General features: G+C 49.4%; 14 protein-coding genes, 1 tRNA gene and 3 pseudogenes. 7 read left to right on the forward strand and 11 right to left on the reverse strand.

Translation table 11 applies throughout. The features are described from left to right. Nucleotides 1-91: 91 nt before the first annotated feature. Both ACLJTG_RS14760 and ACLJTG_RS14765 read left to right on the forward strand, forming a co-directional pair. A pseudogene (locus tag ACLJTG_RS14760) lies at nucleotides 92-974 on the forward strand (IS3 family transposase). A gap of 337 nt (nucleotides 975-1,311) precedes the next feature. After that, nucleotides 1,312-2,313: a DUF1202 family protein gene (locus ACLJTG_RS14765; protein WP_022544691.1), complete on the forward strand. Its 1,002-nt coding sequence runs from the start codon at nucleotides 1,312-1,314 to the stop codon at nucleotides 2,311-2,313. Between the two features lie 88 nt (nucleotides 2,314-2,401). Here ACLJTG_RS14765 and ACLJTG_RS14770 read toward each other — a convergent pair. Together ACLJTG_RS14770 and ACLJTG_RS14775 are read right to left on the reverse strand one after the other, a co-directional pair. Then, nucleotides 2,402-3,447, reverse strand: a pseudogene (locus ACLJTG_RS14770) (IS256 family transposase). A 142-nt stretch (nucleotides 3,448-3,589) separates the two neighbouring features. Beyond that, on the reverse strand, nucleotides 3,590-4,342 hold the full coding sequence (locus ACLJTG_RS14775; protein WP_045900437.1) for a non-specific acid phosphatase: 753 nt from the start codon (nucleotides 4,340-4,342) through the stop codon (nucleotides 3,590-3,592). Between the two features lie 553 nt (nucleotides 4,343-4,895). Between ACLJTG_RS14775 and ACLJTG_RS14780 the strand changes: the two are divergent. After that, nucleotides 4,896-4,973, forward strand: a pseudogene (locus tag ACLJTG_RS14780) (helix-turn-helix domain-containing protein); the annotation flags it as partial. Nucleotides 4,974-5,052: 79 nt separating this feature from the next. On the opposite strand, the gene ACLJTG_RS14785 reads toward ACLJTG_RS14780, so the two are convergent. The 6 genes from ACLJTG_RS14785 to aspA form a co-directional block, all read right to left on the reverse strand. Next, nucleotides 5,053-5,128 (reverse strand) — tRNA-Phe (locus ACLJTG_RS14785). A gap of 115 nt (nucleotides 5,129-5,243) precedes the next feature. After that, nucleotides 5,244-5,819: a transcriptional regulator gene (locus ACLJTG_RS14790; protein WP_020839678.1), complete on the reverse strand. Its 576-nt coding sequence runs from the start codon at nucleotides 5,817-5,819 to the stop codon at nucleotides 5,244-5,246. Between the two features lie 36 nt (nucleotides 5,820-5,855). Further along, nucleotides 5,856-7,559, reverse strand: coding sequence for a protein-disulfide reductase DsbD (locus ACLJTG_RS14795; RefSeq protein WP_000068893.1), 1,704 nt, complete (start codon nucleotides 7,557-7,559; stop codon nucleotides 5,856-5,858). Beyond that, on the reverse strand, nucleotides 7,535-7,882 hold the full coding sequence (gene cutA / locus ACLJTG_RS14800; protein WP_000887832.1) for a divalent cation tolerance protein CutA: 348 nt from the start codon (nucleotides 7,880-7,882) through the stop codon (nucleotides 7,535-7,537). Before cutA ends, ACLJTG_RS14795 begins: the two co-directional genes overlap by 25 nt. Before the next feature lie 120 nt (nucleotides 7,883-8,002). After that, nucleotides 8,003-9,304 carry an anaerobic C4-dicarboxylate transporter DcuA gene (dcuA, locus tag ACLJTG_RS14805; RefSeq protein WP_000637595.1) on the reverse strand — a complete coding sequence of 434 codons (1,302 nt, stop codon included), beginning with the start codon at nucleotides 9,302-9,304 and terminating at the stop codon, nucleotides 8,003-8,005. 114 nt (nucleotides 9,305-9,418) lie between these two features. Then, on the reverse strand, nucleotides 9,419-10,855 hold the full coding sequence (aspA, locus tag ACLJTG_RS14810; RefSeq protein WP_000069440.1) for an aspartate ammonia-lyase: 1,437 nt from the start codon (nucleotides 10,853-10,855) through the stop codon (nucleotides 9,419-9,421). 340 nt (nucleotides 10,856-11,195) lie between these two features. On the opposite strand from aspA, the gene ACLJTG_RS14815 reads away from it, so the two are divergent. Continuing rightward, on the forward strand, nucleotides 11,196-11,672 hold the full coding sequence (locus ACLJTG_RS14815; RefSeq protein ID WP_001267291.1) for an FxsA family protein: 477 nt from the start codon (nucleotides 11,196-11,198) through the stop codon (nucleotides 11,670-11,672). 58 nt (nucleotides 11,673-11,730) lie between these two features. On the opposite strand, the gene yjeH is transcribed toward ACLJTG_RS14815, so the two are convergent. Further along, the gene (yjeH, locus tag ACLJTG_RS14820; RefSeq protein ID WP_001670701.1) at nucleotides 11,731-12,972 is read right to left on the reverse strand and encodes an L-methionine/branched-chain amino acid transporter; all 1,242 of its coding nucleotides are present in this window, start codon (nucleotides 12,970-12,972) and stop codon (nucleotides 11,731-11,733) included. 275 nt (nucleotides 12,973-13,247) lie between these two features. Here yjeH and ACLJTG_RS14825 point away from each other — a divergent pair, with 275 nt between their 5' ends. From ACLJTG_RS14825 to ACLJTG_RS14835, 3 genes are all read left to right on the forward strand, one after another. Next, nucleotides 13,248-13,541: a co-chaperone GroES gene (locus ACLJTG_RS14825; protein ID WP_000027827.1), complete on the forward strand. Its 294-nt coding sequence runs from the start codon at nucleotides 13,248-13,250 to the stop codon at nucleotides 13,539-13,541. Between the two features lie 43 nt (nucleotides 13,542-13,584). Further along, a complete protein-coding gene (gene groL, locus ACLJTG_RS14830; RefSeq protein ID WP_000729126.1) occupies nucleotides 13,585-15,231 on the forward strand; it encodes a chaperonin GroEL in 1,647 nt (548 codons plus the stop codon). Nucleotides 15,232-15,471: 240 nt separating this feature from the next. Beyond that, complete coding sequence (locus ACLJTG_RS14835; RefSeq protein ID WP_000558210.1) at nucleotides 15,472-15,825, forward strand: DUF4156 domain-containing protein; 354 nt, start codon at nucleotides 15,472-15,474, stop codon at nucleotides 15,823-15,825. A gap of 47 nt (nucleotides 15,826-15,872) precedes the next feature. Here the strand turns inward: ACLJTG_RS14835 and ACLJTG_RS14840 are convergent, their stop codons facing one another. Both ACLJTG_RS14840 and epmB read right to left on the reverse strand, forming a co-directional pair. Beyond that, nucleotides 15,873-16,730, reverse strand: a complete 858-nt coding sequence (locus tag ACLJTG_RS14840; RefSeq protein ID WP_001229227.1) for a YjeJ family protein — start codon at nucleotides 16,728-16,730, stop codon at nucleotides 15,873-15,875. Between the two features lie 282 nt (nucleotides 16,731-17,012). Beyond that, nucleotides 17,013-18,041, reverse strand: coding sequence for an EF-P beta-lysylation protein EpmB (epmB, locus tag ACLJTG_RS14845; protein ID WP_000940484.1), 1,029 nt, complete (start codon nucleotides 18,039-18,041; stop codon nucleotides 17,013-17,015). Nucleotides 18,042-18,080: the final 39 nt, after the last annotated feature.

An 18,080-nucleotide genomic window follows, 5' to 3' on the forward strand; every position in this document is an offset into this window, starting at 1 on the left:
GGTGTAACACGTTATTGAGGTTCTTTGATCTTACCCAGCAATAGTGGTCACGTGACTAAGTGAGTAAACTCTCAAGCAAGAGGTGACTCATATGAAAAAACCAGCATCAACCACCAAAAAGCCACGCAAGCAGCACACGCCTGAATTTCGCAGGAAGCCCTGAAACTGGCTGAACGCATTGGGGGGGCCGCTGCCGCCCGCGAGCTTAGCCTGTATGAATCACTGCTCTACAACTGACGAAGCAAACAGCAAAATCAGCTCTCTTCTTCTGACCGCGAACAGGCGATGCCCGCAGAGATCGCCCATCTAAAACGTCCACTGGCAGAAGGGGATGAGGAACTGGCCATTCTCCAGAAGGCCGCGGCATACTTCGCGAAGCGCCTGAAATGAAGTATGTCTTCATCGAAAAACATCAGGCTGAATTCAGTATCAAAGCCATGTGCCGTGTACTTCAGGTTGCCCGTAGTGGCTGGTACGTCTGGCATCAGCGTCGTCATCAGATAAACCAGCGTCAGCAGTTCCGCCTTGTCTGTGATAACGTCGCCCGGGAGGCATTCAGTGACGCAAACAGCGCTATGGTGCGCCACGCCTGACGGATGTATAACATAAAAACCGTGGCGGCCAGCCTGCGATGCGTTACAGATGGTGCAATGGCGGCGTAAACGACTGGGAAAGTCAGCGTGCATACAGACAGAGGTGGTCAGTACTATTCAACGGATTAGCAGCGCTTACTGAAACGACATAATCTGCGGGGGAGTATGAGCACCAGAGGCTGTTGTTATGACAATGCCTGTGCAGAAAGCTTCTTTCACACGCTGAAGGTGGAATGTATCCACGGAGAGGGCTTTGCCAGCTGGGAAATAATGCGGACAGCAGTGTTTAATGATATCGAGTGTGATTACAATCAATGGCGTCGTCACAGTGCCTGTGGCAGTCTCAGTCCGGAACAATTTGAAAACCAGAACCTTGCTTAGGGTTGTGTCCATATTACGCGGGTAGGATCAGTCCATTTCTGTAGTCTGCCTGTTGTTCTTCATCGTCAGTTGAAGTAACAGCTTTACCTCCGGCTACAGTAAGGATGATTGAAAAAATCATTTTAATGGCTTCAGCCAGCCCATTAAAAAATTGCTTTCCAACTATCTGATTTATTAGAGGTATTGTCTTTCATTAAGATAGCGAGTCCTGGTGGTTTAAAAATAAAGACACAGTATTATAATAAAAATAACACATCATTAAATATTGAATTTGCTAACTCGTTGTGTGATGCTGAAATGATTTTATTGCATATTATTAATTTCTGGGATGAATGTTATGAATGGAAAATTTTTGTGTGGTTTATTGGTTTCGCTATTAATTAGCGGATGCGGTGACGATAACACCCCTACAGAGAAAGTCTTGAAAGAACAATTTAGTAATCAATTTCATGGGCGTCTTATCCTTGATTCAATTGATATCAAGGAAACATCGGTTGATGGAAATAAGAGAACATATGCTGCTGATGGCTTACTTTCTACTGGCTACGATCTGTATACGCCAGTTGCCTCGTTAACTGATTATATTGTTGTTCAAAAATCGTGGGATAAAGGCAAAGATATTAAATTCTCAGCAACTTTGAACAGTCTTGGTAATAAAGATACTGGATGGAAAACAATATTTTCTTCATTACAAATGTCAGAAACACCAAAAGGCAATCCAATTCCTAATGTTGAAACTGACGGTAAATATATCATCATGGATGGAGCAGGTTTTGATGATAAAATAAATGCAATTAAAGATGAATATGCCAGGAAGAAATCAAAACTAAACGAATTAAATAATGATATCGCAAAAGTTAAAACTAATATATTAGTTATTAATAAAGAAATCGATGAGTATTGGGGGAAAGGGGAAGATGGAAAAACACAAAGCCGTTATTTTGTTCAGCGTGATTTGAATAAAGAGCTGGAACTCTTTAATAAAGAAAATGCTCCTTATTATTTTGAGAAGAAGTACAATGCTGAAGTTTTCGACCCAGCAATGAAGGCTCGCCGGGAAAAATTAAAGAATTACAGGTTGAGTGATTTTGATGACATAAGGGCGGAGAAACGTGCTGTATTAGAAAAACATAAAGAAGAATACTCCGTAAAATATAATGAAATTAATGAGAAGATAAAAGCGAAAATGAAGGCGCTCGATGATGGTTTACAAGAGTTGATAGCAAAGAAACGTGGTCTCATACAGCAGCAATCAACCATCTCAGACGAGATTCGCAATCTTGATTATCAATATAAAAATTGGGTAAATTTTATGGAAGAGCTAAATAAAAGAAAATAACTGACTATTATTATGAGTGATAAAAAAGAGACTGAAATCTGGTCTCTTTTTTTGAGCCTGTCAGTAATTCTATGTAACTGCTAATATATTAAAGGTGATTGCTCAGGCGGTCACCGAACTCGATAATAAAGCGACTCATCGCCAGCCGCCAGTTCTGGATCGGCATACTACATCTTTTTGATGCCTCCTTGATTGCCAGATAAATAACCTTTCGTACCGAGTCATCCGCCGGGAACACTTTGCGTTTCTTAATCGCGGCACGGATCACACTGTTCAGGGATTCGACTGCGTTTGTAGTGTAGATGGTAGATGGTCTTGCGGATATCCGGCGGATAACTGAAGAGCGTATTGAGGTTTTCCCAGTGCACACGCCAGCTTTTGCTGATTTGCGGATATTTCGGGAAGACGCTGTTTATCGCATCCGGGAAGCCCTTCAGACCGTCCACACAGGCAATCAGGATGTCCTGAAGGCCCCGCTTTTTCAGCTCCGTCAGCACGCTTAGCCAGAACTTTGTGCCTTCATTTCCGGACAGCCACATGCCGGCAACGCTTTCTGACCTTCGGTATTGATCCCCAGCGCAGGGAAAACTGCTTTGTTTATCACACTGCCATTCTGATGAACTTTGACAACATACAGTCCATATAAACAAAGGGATACAGCGTATCCATTTGTCGGTTTTGCCACTCAGTGACCTGCTCTTTTACGGCGTCGGTGACTTTAGATATCAGCGTTGGCGACACATCGGAGTCGTACATTTCTTTGAAGGTGGCAACGATTTCGCGGGTAGTCATGCCTTTGGCGCAGAGGGATAAAATCTGTCTGTCCATCTGCGTAATGCGCGTCTGGTGCTTCTTAATCAGCTGTGGTTCGAAGGTATTTTCACGGTCACGCGGCGTGTTCAGTTCGATCTCGCTGTTATTGCATAACACCGTTTTTGACGAGTAGCCATTGCGGGTGTTTGAGCCTGTTTTGGGCGCATTTTTCTCATACCCGGGGTGGTCAGCCAGCTCCGCATTGAGCGCTTTTTCGACGGTAAGCTTCGTCAACATGCGGGAAAAAGCATGGAGATCGGCTTCGGTTTTAAGGCCTTCAGCCACTTCAGCCGCAAGGGCTTTAAGTTTCTTTTCGTCCATAATTGCCTGTCTCTGTTGTTGGAGTGAACATATCAAAAACAGGCACTTACACAATTTTAATTACAGTCTCACGCCCGGTCGCCCCTACGCAGTTGCACTTCCTTTCATTTGCTGTGTCCAGTTTGCGGGAAGACTTTCACCTTCAGTAATTAAGTTTGGGGTGATCTTCTTTACTCAATAAATTATTTTTGTCGTTCAGCTCCTCACGGACTTTTGCCAGTGACTTCTGAAAAGCCGGGATTGTTTGCAGCCTTGCAAACTCTACTGCTCCCACATAACGGCCAGCATCAACATCACTTTGCCAGTGAGCACCACATATCACTCTGCTTTGCCCGAACTCCCATCCTCGTCTGGCGAGCTCCTGCGCGCGTTCCGGTCTGGCCTGGGATAATACTAATGCCAGAAGTGTACCATAAGCAGTATGCCCGGAAGGGTAAGAGCCATCTTTTCGCAAAGTATTCTCATCTTCAGGACGGCAGGTGGAATGATTAAATAAGACAAAGGGGCGAGTACGCATATAATATTTTTTTGCCGAAGCAGTAGCGTAGTAGCCGCCCATTTTCAGAAGATTCTGTAACATATTCCAGGTTTCAGGCGTATCTTTGGGATTAATTTTAGCACCCACTACTGGCGAGAATATTCTGGCTATATTTTCCACGCTTACATCTGCATCCTCAGCAGCTTGTTTCCATCGTGGGGAACCCTTTATCGCATAGCCCTTGAAATAAGCCTCCTTATCATAGCGGAAAGCCGGATCATCATTACCTGGCGGTGGTGGTAAGTAGAACTGACTGTTCACTGATTCTTCAGGAGAATGAAAGGGTTGCACTGTTTCTGCTGATGTATATTTAGCTACGATCAGTGGTAGAAAAAATACTAAATAACGACTTTTCATAAAGACTCACTCCGGATCAGGCAATAATAAACAGATGTAATCCTATAATGATTTATTGCAATGGTTATTCAACATACAGGTAAAAAAGCAGGACGCTGTACTGGCATTATCGTCTGTCCATACCGGACTGACTGCAGCGGACAACAGAACAATACCGGTACTTCCGGCTAACAGCATTTTGTTTAAATTTTCTCCCCGGTTGTTTTTTATCTGCGTGCCTGACTGACACGCATTAGGTTAAAATCTTTCCGTAATAACAAACTATGAATAAGTATTTTAAACTATGTGCTCTGTTACCCCGGTAACTACCATCAGTCATGATGTGCTGAGTATTAATTTATGATTATGAACAAGAGTCGGAAACAGTATTTAAGAATAAAGAAGCCGACAAAGAAAAAATGCCAAAACTGGCGAAGGGATTATTGTTTTCAGTGATGAAAAAGTTCATGGCGGAGATATTGGACTCACTTGTCGGGGTTAGCGAACCGTCAGATGAAGTGATAGGCGTTATTACTGGTAATAATCTCCCTGTAGCTAAGTAAGCTTTTGACCTTGGCCCAAAGGTGAGCGGCTGATCGACGAAGCGCTGGGCGTTGCGCCAGAGAAAATCTGGCCTTCTCGTTATAGCTAGTCAGGCCAGAGATGGGGGCTACGGATTTCCATTCCCAGAAAAGCAAAAACCCAGCCATAGGCTGGGTTTTCTGAATAAGTGGTGCCCGGACTCGGAATCGAACCAAGGACACGGGGATTTTCAATCCCCTGCTCTACCGACTGAGCTATCCGGGCAACGGGGCGCATTAAACCGTAAAGGGGCGCGGTCGTCAACGGCTTTACACGAAAAAAGTGATAAAAGCGCGCTGACTGCCTGCTTTTCAGGCAAAATGCATAAAATCAGTACCCGTCAGGTGAGCGCTCCACCCTGACGGCACTGTGCAAAACGCAGAATATCTTCCGCCAACCGCTGAGCGGTATCTACATCAGCCTGACTGCGGTTGACCAGCATTCGGCTGAGACAACCTTCCAGCACCAGCTCCATCTGCCTTGCAACCATCGCCGGATCGTCAATTTCCAGCGTGGTCAGTAGTTCATGGGTAAAATCATGTGCCGCGCGTTTTTGTTGATTAGCCAGTTGGTGAATAGGATGGGTTGGATCGGGATAAAACGTACAGGCGGCAATGAACAAGCAACCAGGATAACGGTTATTACTGACACATTCCGAGAGCGCGCTGTAGCGTGCCAGCAGCTTTTGTTCAGCAGAAAGCTGCTCATCAAGAAGAAGCTGGCGTCGCCAGATATCTACCTGCTGACTCAGATAACGTAGCGCGTCATATAAAATGGCTTCTTTATCTGGCCAGAAACGCTGTAATGTGTCGAGTGGGCGATTTACGCGCTCCGCCACCATTTCCAGCGTAGTATCGGCTATCCCTTGCGTCTCCAGTAATTTTAGGGCTTCTCCCAGAATATCTTCACGTTGCACGGTATTCTCCTCCGTCTTTGCTTTTGCAAGTGTCGCTCACGGTTGGCGATCGTGCAAATGCGCGCTAAAGGTGGCGGCGTCCATAAAGCCGGTGACTCGCGATTGCGGCTGTTCCTGGCCTTGGGCATTAAAGAACAGAATGGTGGGCAGCCCGAGGACTTGCAGATGCTTTAACAGCGCGACGTCCTGCGCATTGTTAGCGGTGACGTTAGCCTGTAAGAGCACCGTGTCGCCGAGCGCCTGCTGGACCCGCGGATCGCTGAAGGTATACTTTTCAAACTCTTTACAGGCCACGCACCAGTCGGCGTAGAAATCCAGCATAACGGGTTTGCCTTTGGCCTGTGCCAGCGCCTGATTGAGTTCGTCCACGGTAGAAATAGCCGTGAAATTGAGGTGCGCTGGAGCTTGCGCGGATGGCGATCCGAACGCCCAATCCTGTAGAGGCCGCACGCTAATGAGCGCTGCCGCCAGCAGGATAATCTGTACGATACGCATCCACGCTCGTCTGGCCTGAAGGCTGGTGATAAAGGCCCAACCAAAGAAAGCGACGCCCAGCAGCGACCACAGACGTAAACCCCAAGCCTCGCCAATAATCCGCTCCAGTAAAAAGACCGGTAACGCGAGGATCACGAAACCAAAAGCGGTTTTAACATGCGCCATCCACGGGCCGCTTTTCGGTAGCAGGCGGTTGCCAAACACGGTGACCAGCATTAGCGGCAGACCCATACCTAATGCATACAAATACAGCGTACCGCCGCCCAGCCACATGTTGCCGCTCTGAGCGATATAAAGCAGGATCGCGCTTAACGGCGCTGTAGTACAGGGCGAGCAAATTAATCCGGCAATCGCCCCCATAACAAAAACACCGCCGGGCGAACCGCCTTGCTGACGATTACTCATTAATGTCAGCCGGGTTTGCAGTGAGGAGGGGAGCTGTAGTGTAAACAGGCCAAACATCGACAACGCAAGCAGGGTGAACACGATGGCAAGGCCGATTAACACATAAGGGTGCTGCAGCGCCGCCTGAAACTGTAATCCCGCCGCGGCGACGACCAGACCCAGTGCGGTATAGGTCAGCGCCATCCCTTGTACATAGATAAAGGCCAGCAGCAGTGCGCGCCCCGTCGACAAACGTTGCCTTCCCCCCAGGACAATACCGGAAATCAGCGGATACATGGGTAAAACGCAGGGCGTAAAGGCGATACCTATGCCGATCAGTAGCGCCCAGAGCGCGGAAAAAGGTAGCTGGGCGGCGGGTTTTGACGTCTCTCCCGTCTGGGTGACAGCAGGCGTCGGCGTGGCGTCTATTGCCGCGGCAACTTCACTTAGCGGCACCGTTTTCGTTTCCGGCGGATAACAGAATCCCGCATCGGCGCACCCTTGGTACGTTACCGTTAATGTCGCGCCAGCCGCCGCTTGGTTAACCGTTACCGGAACGTTTAGCCGCTTACGGTAGATTTCGCTTTTTCCGTAGAATTCATCTTCATGCCAGACGCCTGCCGGGAGTTGGACTGCGGCGATATCCGCTTTCGTCGGCGTGATACTGATTTGTTTACGGTAAAGGTAGTAACCCTCTTTTACCTGCCAGGAGAGGGTAAGATCGTGTTGATTTTGCTGAAAATCAAAAACAAACGCCCGGTCTGCCGGGACGAACTGCGAGCGACCCGGCGCGTCGAATAATCCGGCGAAGGCGGATGTGCTGCACAGCAGCAGGATCAGCGTAAAGATGCGTTGAGCCATGAGAGGTAATCAGTATCTCCGTGAGTAACAGGTAAAACCAGAAGTTCAGGCGTTTGATACGGGTGATGAGACTTCAGGCAGTCGATAAGCGCTTGCTGATGTGAAACGGTGGTTTTTAAGATCATTTGAACTTCATACTCCTGCTCCAGTTTGCCTTCCCAGTAGTACAGCGATGTCGCGCCGGGGAGGAGGGTGGCGCAGGCGGCCAGTTTTTCCGCCAGCACTTTGGCGGCCAGATCCTGGGCGGTAGCTTCATCCGGGGCGGTACAAAGCACCACAACGGCCTCGGGGATGGAAATATCCTGACTCTTAACATCAAGCATAAACACCTCGAAAGAACAAAAAGACCCGCAAGTGAACGGTCACTATACAACGGACGAGGGCAGGATGTTAGTCAAAGGGCGGGAGAATGCGGGGCGTGATACGCCCCGCGGGTGAAACACTTACAGCATAAAGCTGCCCAGCAGGAAGCCGAAGCAGACAGCCAGAACGACGCCCAGGGTGCCTGGGATGAAGAACGGGTGGTTAAAGACGAATTTACCGATACGGGTTGTACCGGTGTCATCCATCTGTACCGCCGCAACCAGAGTCGGGTAGGTCGGCAAAATGAACAGGCCGGAAACGGCGGCGAAGGAAGCGACTGCCGTCAGCGGAGAGACGTTCAGCGCCAGCGCCATCGGCATCAGCGCTTTCGCCGTTGCCGCCTGAGAGTAGAGCAGCGCGGAAGCAAAGAAGAAGATGACGGCCAGCAGCCACGGATGACCCTGGATGACGCTACCCGCAGTGTCTTTGATCCAGTCGATGTTAGCGGATACGAAAGTATCGCCCAGCCACGCCACGCCCAGAATACAGATACAGGCGCTCATCCCTGCTTTAAAGGTACTGGAGTTGAGGATGGCGTCAGTTTCCACTTTACACAGGATGGTGGTCAGCGTTGCGACGCTCAACATGATGATCAAAATAGCGTTGGTGGTGTTCATCAGCGGTTTCTCAACCAGGCCGAGGCTCGGACTGTTGACAATCGCATAAACAACCACGCAGATAACGCCCAGCAGGAACAGCCAGACGGAATTTTTTGCCATCGGTTTGATTTCAATCTGCTTTTCACCACGCAGTTCAATCAGCCCTTCTTCCAGACGCTTGCGGTAAATCGGGTCGTCCGACAGTTTGGAGTTGAACAGCATCGTGACCAGGAAGGACATCACCAGCACCGCCAGCAGCGTAGAGGGGATAACCACGGACAGCAGGTGAATGTAGCTAATGCCATGACCTTCCATAACAGAAGACATATACACCACGGCCGCAGAAATCGGCGAGGCGGTAATCGCAATCTGCGCGGATACCACGGCGGTCGAGAGCGGACGGCAAGGTTTGATTCCCTGCTCCTTCGCGACTTCAGCAATAACCGGCAGCGTTGCCAGGGAAATGTTCCCGGTACCAGCAAAAATAGTCAGGAAATAGGTCACAATCGGTGCGAGGATAGTGATGTATTTCGGGTTCTTACGCAGCAGTTTTTCCGTCTGGTTTACCAAATAATCCAGACCGCCCGCGACCTGCATAGCAGAGATCGCGGCGATAACCGCCATGATGATGGAAATGACATCGAATGGAATTGTCCCTGGCTTCACGCCGATGGCGGCAAGTACCAGAACACCCAGCCCACCTGCGAATCCAATACCGATGCCCCCAAGTCTGGCGCCCAAAAAGATTGCCAGCAAAACAATGATAAGTTCGACAACTATCATATTAGCCTTCCTTGTTGTTTAACAAGTTGATATTAAATTGTTGTTATTTGGTAACTTCTTGTAAGAAAAAAGGCACGTCATCGTGACGTGCCTCTTTGGTACTACCCTGTACGATTACTGTTCGCTTTCATCAGTATAACGTTTAGCTTTATAAGCCGGGTGCATCAAGTTCTGTACGGAGAAAATATCGTCCAGCTCGGCTTCCGTTAACAGGCCGCGCTCCAGCACAACTTCACGTACGCTCTTACCGGTTTCAGCACAGATTTTACCGACGATGTCGCCGTTGTGGTGGCCGATGAACGGGTTGAGGTAAGTGACGATACCGATGGAGTTATAAACGTACCCTTCGCACACTTCTTTATTCGCGGTAATGCCGTTAACGCATTTTTCCAGCAGGTTGTAGCACGCGTTGCTCAGAATGTGGATGGATTCGAACATCGCCTGACCGATAACCGGCTCCATAACGTTCAACTGCAACTGACCGGCTTCCGCCGCCATCGTAACGGTGGTGTCGTTACCGATGACTTTAAAGCATACCTGGTTTACGACTTCCGGTACTACCGGGTTCACTTTGGCTGGCATGATGGAAGAGCCCGCCTGCAGTTCCGGCAGGTTGATCTCGTTCAGGCCGGCACGAGGACCAGAAGAGAGCAAGCGCAGGTCGTTACAGATTTTGGACATCTTCACTGCCAGACGTTTCAGCGCGCTGTGAACCATAACATATGCGCCACAGTCAGATGTCGCCTCAATCAGATCTTCAGCCGGAACACAGGCGAAACCAGTGACTTCAGCCAGTTTTTTCACCGCCAGCGGAGAGTATTCTTTCGGCGTGTTCAGACCAGTACCGATTGCCGTTGCGCCAAGGTTGACTTCCAGCAGCAGCTCAGCAGTACGCTCGATGCTTTTCACTTCTTCTTTCAGCAGGATGCTGAACGCACGGAATTCTTGACCAAGCGTCATCGGTACGGCGTCCTGCAACTGGGTACGACCCATTTTCAGGATGTCCTGGAATTCAACCGCTTTACGTTCGAAACCTTCACGCAACTGGTTGATGGCATCGATCAGTTTGACGATAGAGGCGTAAACCGCTACACGGAAGCCTGTCGGATAGGCATCGTTAGTGGATTGACATTTATTCACGTGGTCGTTCGGGTTCAGGTACTGATATTCACCTTTCTGATGACCCATCAGTTCCAGCCCGATGTTGGCCAGCACTTCGTTGGTATTCATGTTGACGGAAGTGCCCGCGCCGCCCTGATAGACATCTACCGGGAACTGGTCCATGCACTTACCGTTGTTAAGGACTTCATCACATGCGGCAATGATGGCGTTCGCCACACTCTTAGGAATGGTTTGCAGCTCTTTGTTGGCCAGCGCCGCCGCTTTTTTTACCATAACCATGCCACGCACAAATTCAGGGATGTCGCTGATTTTGTTATTGCTAATGTAGAAGTTTTCAATCGCTCTCAGAGTGTGAACACCATAGTAGGCTTCAGCTGGAACTTCCCTGGTACCCAACAGATCTTCTTCGATACGAATGTTGTTTGACATGTGAACCTTCTTTTTCAAGCTGCCAATGATTTTTACTTTAAAACACACAGGATATATGTGATTTCGAATGTTTTCTGACCGACGATTATCCCCTCCATCGGCCTGATAAACGAGATCATATGCTGGTTCAGAATTCCTACCGTAATCTGGATCACTTAAAGTGTGGGAATTTACCCCTTATTTATTATTTTGTGAAATAGGTCACCGCTTTAGTATTACTACCTAAAATAGGTGTACAAACCACTTGAAATTTTGCTACGCACCACCATATCGAATCGATGCGAATCGCAACCCCATTCAAATGGTCGTCGCAGACGGCCATGACTTACAGGAGAGTCCTTTGCGCTGGATACCCTTTTTAGCTGTCTTTCTCTATGTTTACATTGAGATTTCTATCTTTATCCAGGTCGCCCATGTGCTTGGCGTCCTGATGACGTTAATCCTGGTGATTTTTACGTCTGTTATCGGTATGTCGCTGGTACGTAACCAGGGTTTTAAAAACTTTTTGCTGATGCAACAAAAAATGGCGGCCGGTGAGAGCCCGGCGGCAGAAATGATTAAGAGTGTATCGCTGATCATCGCTGGCTTACTGCTCCTGTTGCCGGGATTTTTCACCGATTTTCTCGGCCTTCTCCTTTTGTTACCGCCAGTGCAAAAACATTTGACGCTGAAGTTGCTGCCGCATTTACGTTTTTCCCGGATGCCGGGCGGCGGGTTTAGCGCGGGTACTGGCGGTGGCGAAACATTTGACGGCGAGTATCAGCGTAAAGATGACGATCGCGATCGTATTGAACATAAAGACGATCGTCGGGATTAAAGGTAGAGATGCTGGCCGGATAAGTCGCGTGAGGCGTTATCCGGCCAACAGATACGTCTTACGCCATGCGTTTTCGCTTCGGTAAAAACAGCCATAATGCTGCCAGCATGATAATGGCATATAAGCTTTTCCACCCCAGCATTACCAGCAATAACAGGCACAGTAGACAACCCGTCACCGCCAGTGCATAGCAGCGCCCTTTCAATAGTCGACAGCCCGCCAGCATACAAAGCAGATAGAGCATAATAAAAATACCGTTAGCATAGACGATCAGCGCATTGAGGTTAATCTTCAGGGCGTAGACGACCAGGGAACTCACGCAACAACAGGCCAGAATAACGTTTAACGCGTGCAAGGGAAGGCGCCCGGGAGAGAGTTGAGCCAGATAGTGATCAGGCTGATATTGCATTTGCGTCCATATCAGACGCGCAAAACTCTGAGCATACACATTCAGGCTGGCAAAGCAGGTGAGATAACCAATAATGCAGGCTATCCACAACGCCTGGATACCGAAGAGATGAACAATAATAAGCGGTAGCGATGCTGTTGCCGCTATCTTGTCGCTATAGACGCCAAAATGCAGCACCACGGCGGTACAGGTCCAATAAATGGAGCCGGCCAGCATCAGGCCAATGATCAATGCGCGCGGAAAATCACGTTCAGGATTTTTAAATTCAGACGACAAATGCGTAAACGCCTCAATTCCCACAAATCCCCAGAACATGATCGCCAGGGCGGTACACAGCCGGGAAAAGGTGATTTCGTTTGCGGCTGGGAAGGTGATATCCGCAGGTTTAATCGCGCCTTTCCACAGAATGGCGGCAATAAGCGCGATAATTAATCCAGCGATAATGGCTTGCAGGTTGGCGCTGGAGCTGGCGCCGCGCGATCCCATAAACCATAGCAAACCTAGAGTACCCAGCTCCCCAAATAAGAGCTGTTCGCTTTGCCAGCCAAACAGCGCCTGGCCGAAACCCACCGCAATATGCAAGGCTGCGGGAAAACTAACAGGAATGACTGATAAAAACAGCCAACTGATCACCCGTTGCAGACGCGGGCCAAATGCCATCCCGACAAAATGCGCTACGCCGCCAGCGTGTGGAAAATGGCGCCCCAGCACAGCAAAGACAATCGCAATAGGGAAAATCAAAATAATGAGCAGCGGCCATGCCCAAAGGCTGATGTCGCCTGCCGCCAGCGCAGCCAGCTCCGGAAGCGCAAAAACGCCAGTCCCTAATAATGATGTGGTTAACAAGATAACGCCCTGAACCAACCCAAGCTCTTTTTTTAGTTCATTCATCAGCTCATTATCCGGCGGCATTGTAACGTCAGGTGACGACAGGCATTTTTAAGCGTATCACACACGCCTTTTCTTATAGCAGGATGTTCTAAACCTTGGGTAAACGTGAGATAAGTAGCGTTTTTACCGCTTTTTTCGCTCAGAAGAATTTTTTTTCATCTCCCCCCTTGAAGGGGCAAAACCCCATCCCCATCTCTCTGGTCACCAGCCGGGAAACCGTTTACGGGCCGGCGTCACCCATAACTGATAATGACTTTCTCAAAGGAGAGCTATCAATGAGTATTCGTCCGTTACATGATCGTGTGATCGTCAAACGTAAAGAAGTTGAGTCCAAATCTGCTGGCGGCATCGTACTGACCGGTTCCGCAGCGGGTAAATCAACTCGTGGCGAAATCATCGCTGTCGGTAAGGGTCGCATCCTGGACAACGGTACTGTACAGCCGCTGGACGTGAAAGTTGGCGACATCGTTATTTTTAACGATGGCTACGGTGTGAAATCTGAAAAGATCGACAATGAAGAAGTGTTGATCATGTCTGAAAGCGACATTCTGGCAATTGTTGAAGCGTAATCCGCGAACGACACTGAACATACGAATTTAAGGGAAAGAGAAAATGGCAGCTAAAGACGTAAAATTCGGTAACGACGCTCGTGTGAAAATGCTGCGCGGCGTAAACGTACTGGCAGATGCAGTGAAAGTAACCCTCGGTCCGAAAGGCCGTAACGTGGTTCTGGATAAATCTTTCGGTGCGCCGACTATCACTAAAGATGGTGTTTCCGTAGCGCGTGAAATCGAACTGGAAGACAAGTTTGAAAACATGGGCGCGCAGATGGTGAAAGAAGTTGCCTCTAAAGCTAACGACGCTGCAGGCGACGGCACCACCACCGCGACCGTACTGGCGCAGTCCATCATTACCGAAGGCCTGAAAGCCGTTGCTGCGGGCATGAACCCGATGGACCTGAAACGTGGTATCGACAAAGCGGTTGCTGCTGCGGTTGAAGAGCTGAAGGCGCTGTCCGTACCGTGCTCCGACTCTAAAGCGATTGCTCAGGTAGGTACTATCTCCGCTAACTCCGACGAAACCGTAGGTAAACTGATCGCGGAAGCGATGGATAAAGTCGGTAAAGAAGGCGTCATCACCGTTGAAGACGGTACCGGTCTGCAGGACGAACTGGACGTGGTTGAAGGTATGCAGTTTGACCGCGGCTACCTGTCTCCTTACTTCATCAACAAGCCGGAAACTGGCGCAGTAGAGCTGGAAAGCCCGTTCATCCTGCTGGCTGATAAGAAAATCTCCAACATCCGTGAAATGCTGCCGGTTCTGGAAGCCGTTGCAAAAGCAGGCAAACCGCTGCTGATCATCGCTGAAGATGTTGAAGGCGAAGCGCTGGCTACCCTGGTTGTTAACACCATGCGTGGCATCGTGAAAGTGGCTGCGGTTAAGGCACCGGGCTTCGGCGATCGTCGTAAGGCGATGCTGCAGGATATCGCTACCCTGACCGGCGGTACCGTAATCTCTGAAGAGATCGGTATGGAGCTGGAAAAAGCAACCCTGGAAGACCTGGGTCAGGCGAAACGCGTTGTGATCAACAAAGACACCACCACCATCATTGATGGCGTGGGTGAAGAAGCTGCCATCCAGGGCCGTGTTGCTCAGATCCGTCAGCAGATTGAAGAAGCGACCTCCGACTACGATCGTGAAAAACTGCAGGAGCGCGTAGCGAAACTGGCAGGCGGCGTTGCGGTAATCAAAGTTGGCGCTGCGACCGAAGTTGAAATGAAAGAGAAAAAAGCACGCGTTGAAGACGCCCTGCACGCGACCCGTGCTGCGGTAGAAGAAGGCGTGGTTGCTGGTGGTGGCGTTGCGCTGATCCGCGTTGCTTCTAAAATTGCTGACCTGAAAGGCCAGAACGAAGACCAGAACGTGGGTATCAAAGTTGCGCTGCGCGCAATGGAAGCTCCGCTGCGTCAGATCGTGCTGAACTGCGGCGAAGAGCCGTCTGTTGTCGCTAACACCGTTAAAGGCGGCGACGGTAACTACGGTTACAACGCAGCAACTGAAGAATACGGCAACATGATCGATATGGGTATCCTGGACCCAACCAAAGTTACCCGTTCTGCGCTGCAGTACGCGGCTTCTGTGGCTGGTCTGATGATCACTACCGAGTGCATGGTGACCGACCTGCCGAAAAGCGATGCTCCTGATTTAGGCGCTGCTGGCGGCATGGGTGGTATGGGTGGTATGGGCGGCATGATGTAATTGCCCCCCTGCATTCTTCAGACTGCAGATGCGTTGGCTAACCCCAGTCACTTACTCAAGTAAGTGACTGGGGATTAACAAACTGGCCGCCTTCCTGCAACCAGAATGATTTGGGTGCTTATCTCCCAGAATTGAGAAACCCCCGGGCAGAAATGACCGGGGGTTTTTCTTTTAGTCATCTTTTTAGTATAAGATTCAGATACGGACAAAACGTCCAGCTCATTGATTATGGGGAATAACATGCACGTGAAATATTTAGCAGGGATCGTTGGCGCCGCGCTGCTGATGGCGGGTTGTAGCTCCAGCAACGAACTCACCGCTGCCGGCCAAAATGTACGCTTTGTCGAAGATAAGCCGGGCGCGGAATGCCAGCTTATTGGTACGGCAACTGGTAAACAGAGTAACTGGTTTTCAGGCCAGCACGGCGAAGAGGGTGGCTCAATGCGTGGCGCAGCGAACGATCTGCGTAATCAGGCAGCCGCGATGGGTGGAAACGTGCTGTATGGCGTAAGTAGTCCGTCACAGGGCATGTTGTCCAGTTTTGTCCCGACGGCCAGCGAGATGAACGGCCAGGTTTATAAATGTCCGAATTGATATGTCTGAATCGTAACGCCCTCTGAAAGATTCAGAGGGCGATATGGTTAGCGTTTTTCCTGCGATGATGCCATGCGTAGATTATGCAACGCGCGCATGCATTGATCTTGCGTCAGACGCGCTGCTTTACCGGTTCCAAGCGTTCTGACAAAAACCTTACACGGTTTTCCTTCCAGCTTTTTAAGACGCGGGCTGAAATTCAGCAAGCGGCGTGATATTGCTTCAGCTTCTTTAGAGCCTGACTGACTACGGGTCTTAATGATGGTGCCGCAATCATGCGATTGTCCTGCCTCATCCGTATAACGATAAACGAGCGCTAAATAATGGTTATACAGATTATGTTTCCAGTCAGGCTGGTTATAGGTATCGAATTCGATATTACCGTTTTCCAGGCAGTCAGCATCGTATAATGGTAAAAAGTCCAGCATTGAAGAAATACGCAATGCGAGCTCACGCATTTCGGCATTATTAATGGCGTGAATAATAGCCATCACCAGAACTTCAACCTGCCACTCACCGACCTGTAAATCAAGATGGCTACCATTGTGCAACTTTAACGTAAAGGTTAATACTTTTTCTGTATTATCGCTCAACGCTAAAGATTCAACACGCTGATTAACATCGGCGTTTTCCAGCTCTTCACGGAGTATTGCCGGAATATTCTCATGCATTTTAAGCACATGACTGCTTTTGGCTTTCTGGCGTTTTTCCTGCTCTTGTTCCGGCAGCGAGTGTTGTAAATAAAGCCGGTGTTCAAGGCCGATCAACAAGTCTCGCAGCGCGAGCACAGGAAAGAAAAGCAGTGTTTCTTTATTTCTCAGTGACTTCACCTTAAGCGCCAGCGCGATAAACTTATCATTGTGACGAATAACGCCGGTATTTAGTCCCTTAATCGTTAAGGCCATGTCAATTCTCCACAAATATAAAATAATTAAATGTTTTACTGAAATGTATTTGATATATAAATTGTTTATGCCGTCCTATAAAAAGGAGAACCAGTATAATTCGAAAATGCAGTACACGCTAAGCGAGTCCTAAAACGGACTTTATTGAAAAGAGAGTATCGGAAAGGTGTATTTAACGAAGGTTAGTTTATCCTCTCCAGAGGGTGAGGAGAATCGCGGGGGGAATCTCCTCGTGATATTGCGCGGTAATATTTTTCGTCGTCCCTGACGCGCCCGCGAGAATTAGCACTGCCGAAGCTGTAAATCCAGCGGTGTTTTGCTCGGTTCGCCGCCGATTTCACGCGCCAGTCTTGGCACCATATAGCCGGATACCAGCGTGAGCAGTTCGCGCATGATTTGCCGGGCTTCGTCATCGGTGACCATAAAATGCGCGGCGCCCTGCACTTTATCCAGCACATGCAGGTAATAGGGCATCACGCCGGCGTCAAATAGCGCGTTGCTCAGATTCGCCAGCGTTCGCGCGTTATCATTCACGCCACGCAGCAGGACGCTCTGGTTGAGAAGCGTGACGCCCACGTGGCGCAGTTTCTTCATCGCCAGGCCGAACGCCTCGTCCACTTCATTAGCGTGGTTGATATGGTTCACCAACAAAATTTGCAGACGTGACTGGTCAAAGCGGGCGACCAGTTCGTCAGTAATGCGTGCCGGGATGACGATAGGCAACCGACTGTGGATGCGTAGCCGCTTGACGTGCTTAATGGCTTCCAGTTGCGTGAGCAGCCAGTCCAGCTCATGATCTTTCGCCATCAGCGGATCGCCGCCGGAAAAGATGATCTCATCCAGTTCCGGGTGTGCGGCGATATACTCCAGCGCGACTGTCCAGTTGCGCTTATTGCCTTGATTCTCTGCATACGGGAAGTGACGACGGAAACAGTAGCGGCAATTTACCGCACATCCGCCTTTTACCAGCAATAGCGCCCGGTTTTGGTATTTATGCAATAATCCTGGCACCACGCTGTGTTGCTCTTCCAGCGGGTCGGTGGAGAAACCGGGGGCGACAATAAATTCATCCCGGGACGTCAGCACTTGACGTAAAAGAGGATCGTCAGGGTTGCCCTTCTCCATGCGCGCAATAAAAGCGCGCGGCACGCGGAGGGCAAACAAGCGCCTGGCGTCCTGTCCTGCCCGGAGGTTTTCATCAGCTTCAATCTGTAAAAGATGCAGCAGTTCGTCGGGATTGGTCACAACATCGGCAAGTTGCGCTAACCAATCTTCTCGCAATGGGGTATTTAGGGTTACAATATGCGCCATTTTGTGGCTTAGCTACCAGTTAACAATTTCAGAGGGCCT

Origin of the sequence: Salmonella sp. SAL00672 (genome assembly GCF_046552175.1) — a bacterium.
GTDB lineage: Bacteria > Pseudomonadota > Gammaproteobacteria > Enterobacterales > Enterobacteriaceae > Salmonella > Salmonella enterica.

Bases quoted from the DNA above. Each gene is read 5' to 3' on its own strand.
- ACLJTG_RS14765 (WP_022544691.1), top strand. From the start codon at position 1,312: ATGAATGGAAAATTTTTGTGTGGTTTATTGGTTTCGCTATTAATTAGC.
- ACLJTG_RS14775 (WP_045900437.1), bottom strand. From the start codon at position 4,342: ATGAAAAGTCGTTATTTAGTATTTTTTCTACCACTGATCGTAGCTAAA.
- ACLJTG_RS14795 (WP_000068893.1), bottom strand. From the start codon at position 7,559: ATGGCTCAACGCATCTTTACGCTGATCCTGCTGCTGTGCAGCACATCC.
- cutA (WP_000887832.1), bottom strand. From the start codon at position 7,882: ATGCTTGATGTTAAGAGTCAGGATATTTCCATCCCCGAGGCCGTTGTG.
- dcuA (WP_000637595.1), bottom strand. From the start codon at position 9,304: ATGATAGTTGTCGAACTTATCATTGTTTTGCTGGCAATCTTTTTGGGC.
- aspA (WP_000069440.1), bottom strand. From the start codon at position 10,855: ATGTCAAACAACATTCGTATCGAAGAAGATCTGTTGGGTACCAGGGAA.
- yjeH (WP_001670701.1), bottom strand. From the start codon at position 12,972: ATGAATGAACTAAAAAAAGAGCTTGGGTTGGTTCAGGGCGTTATCTTG.
- ACLJTG_RS14825 (WP_000027827.1), top strand. From the start codon at position 13,248: ATGAGTATTCGTCCGTTACATGATCGTGTGATCGTCAAACGTAAAGAA.
- groL (WP_000729126.1), top strand. From the start codon at position 13,585: ATGGCAGCTAAAGACGTAAAATTCGGTAACGACGCTCGTGTGAAAATG.
- ACLJTG_RS14835 (WP_000558210.1), top strand. From the start codon at position 15,472: ATGCACGTGAAATATTTAGCAGGGATCGTTGGCGCCGCGCTGCTGATG.
- ACLJTG_RS14840 (WP_001229227.1), bottom strand. From the start codon at position 16,730: ATGGCCTTAACGATTAAGGGACTAAATACCGGCGTTATTCGTCACAAT.
- epmB (WP_000940484.1), bottom strand. From the start codon at position 18,041: ATGGCGCATATTGTAACCCTAAATACCCCATTGCGAGAAGATTGGTTA.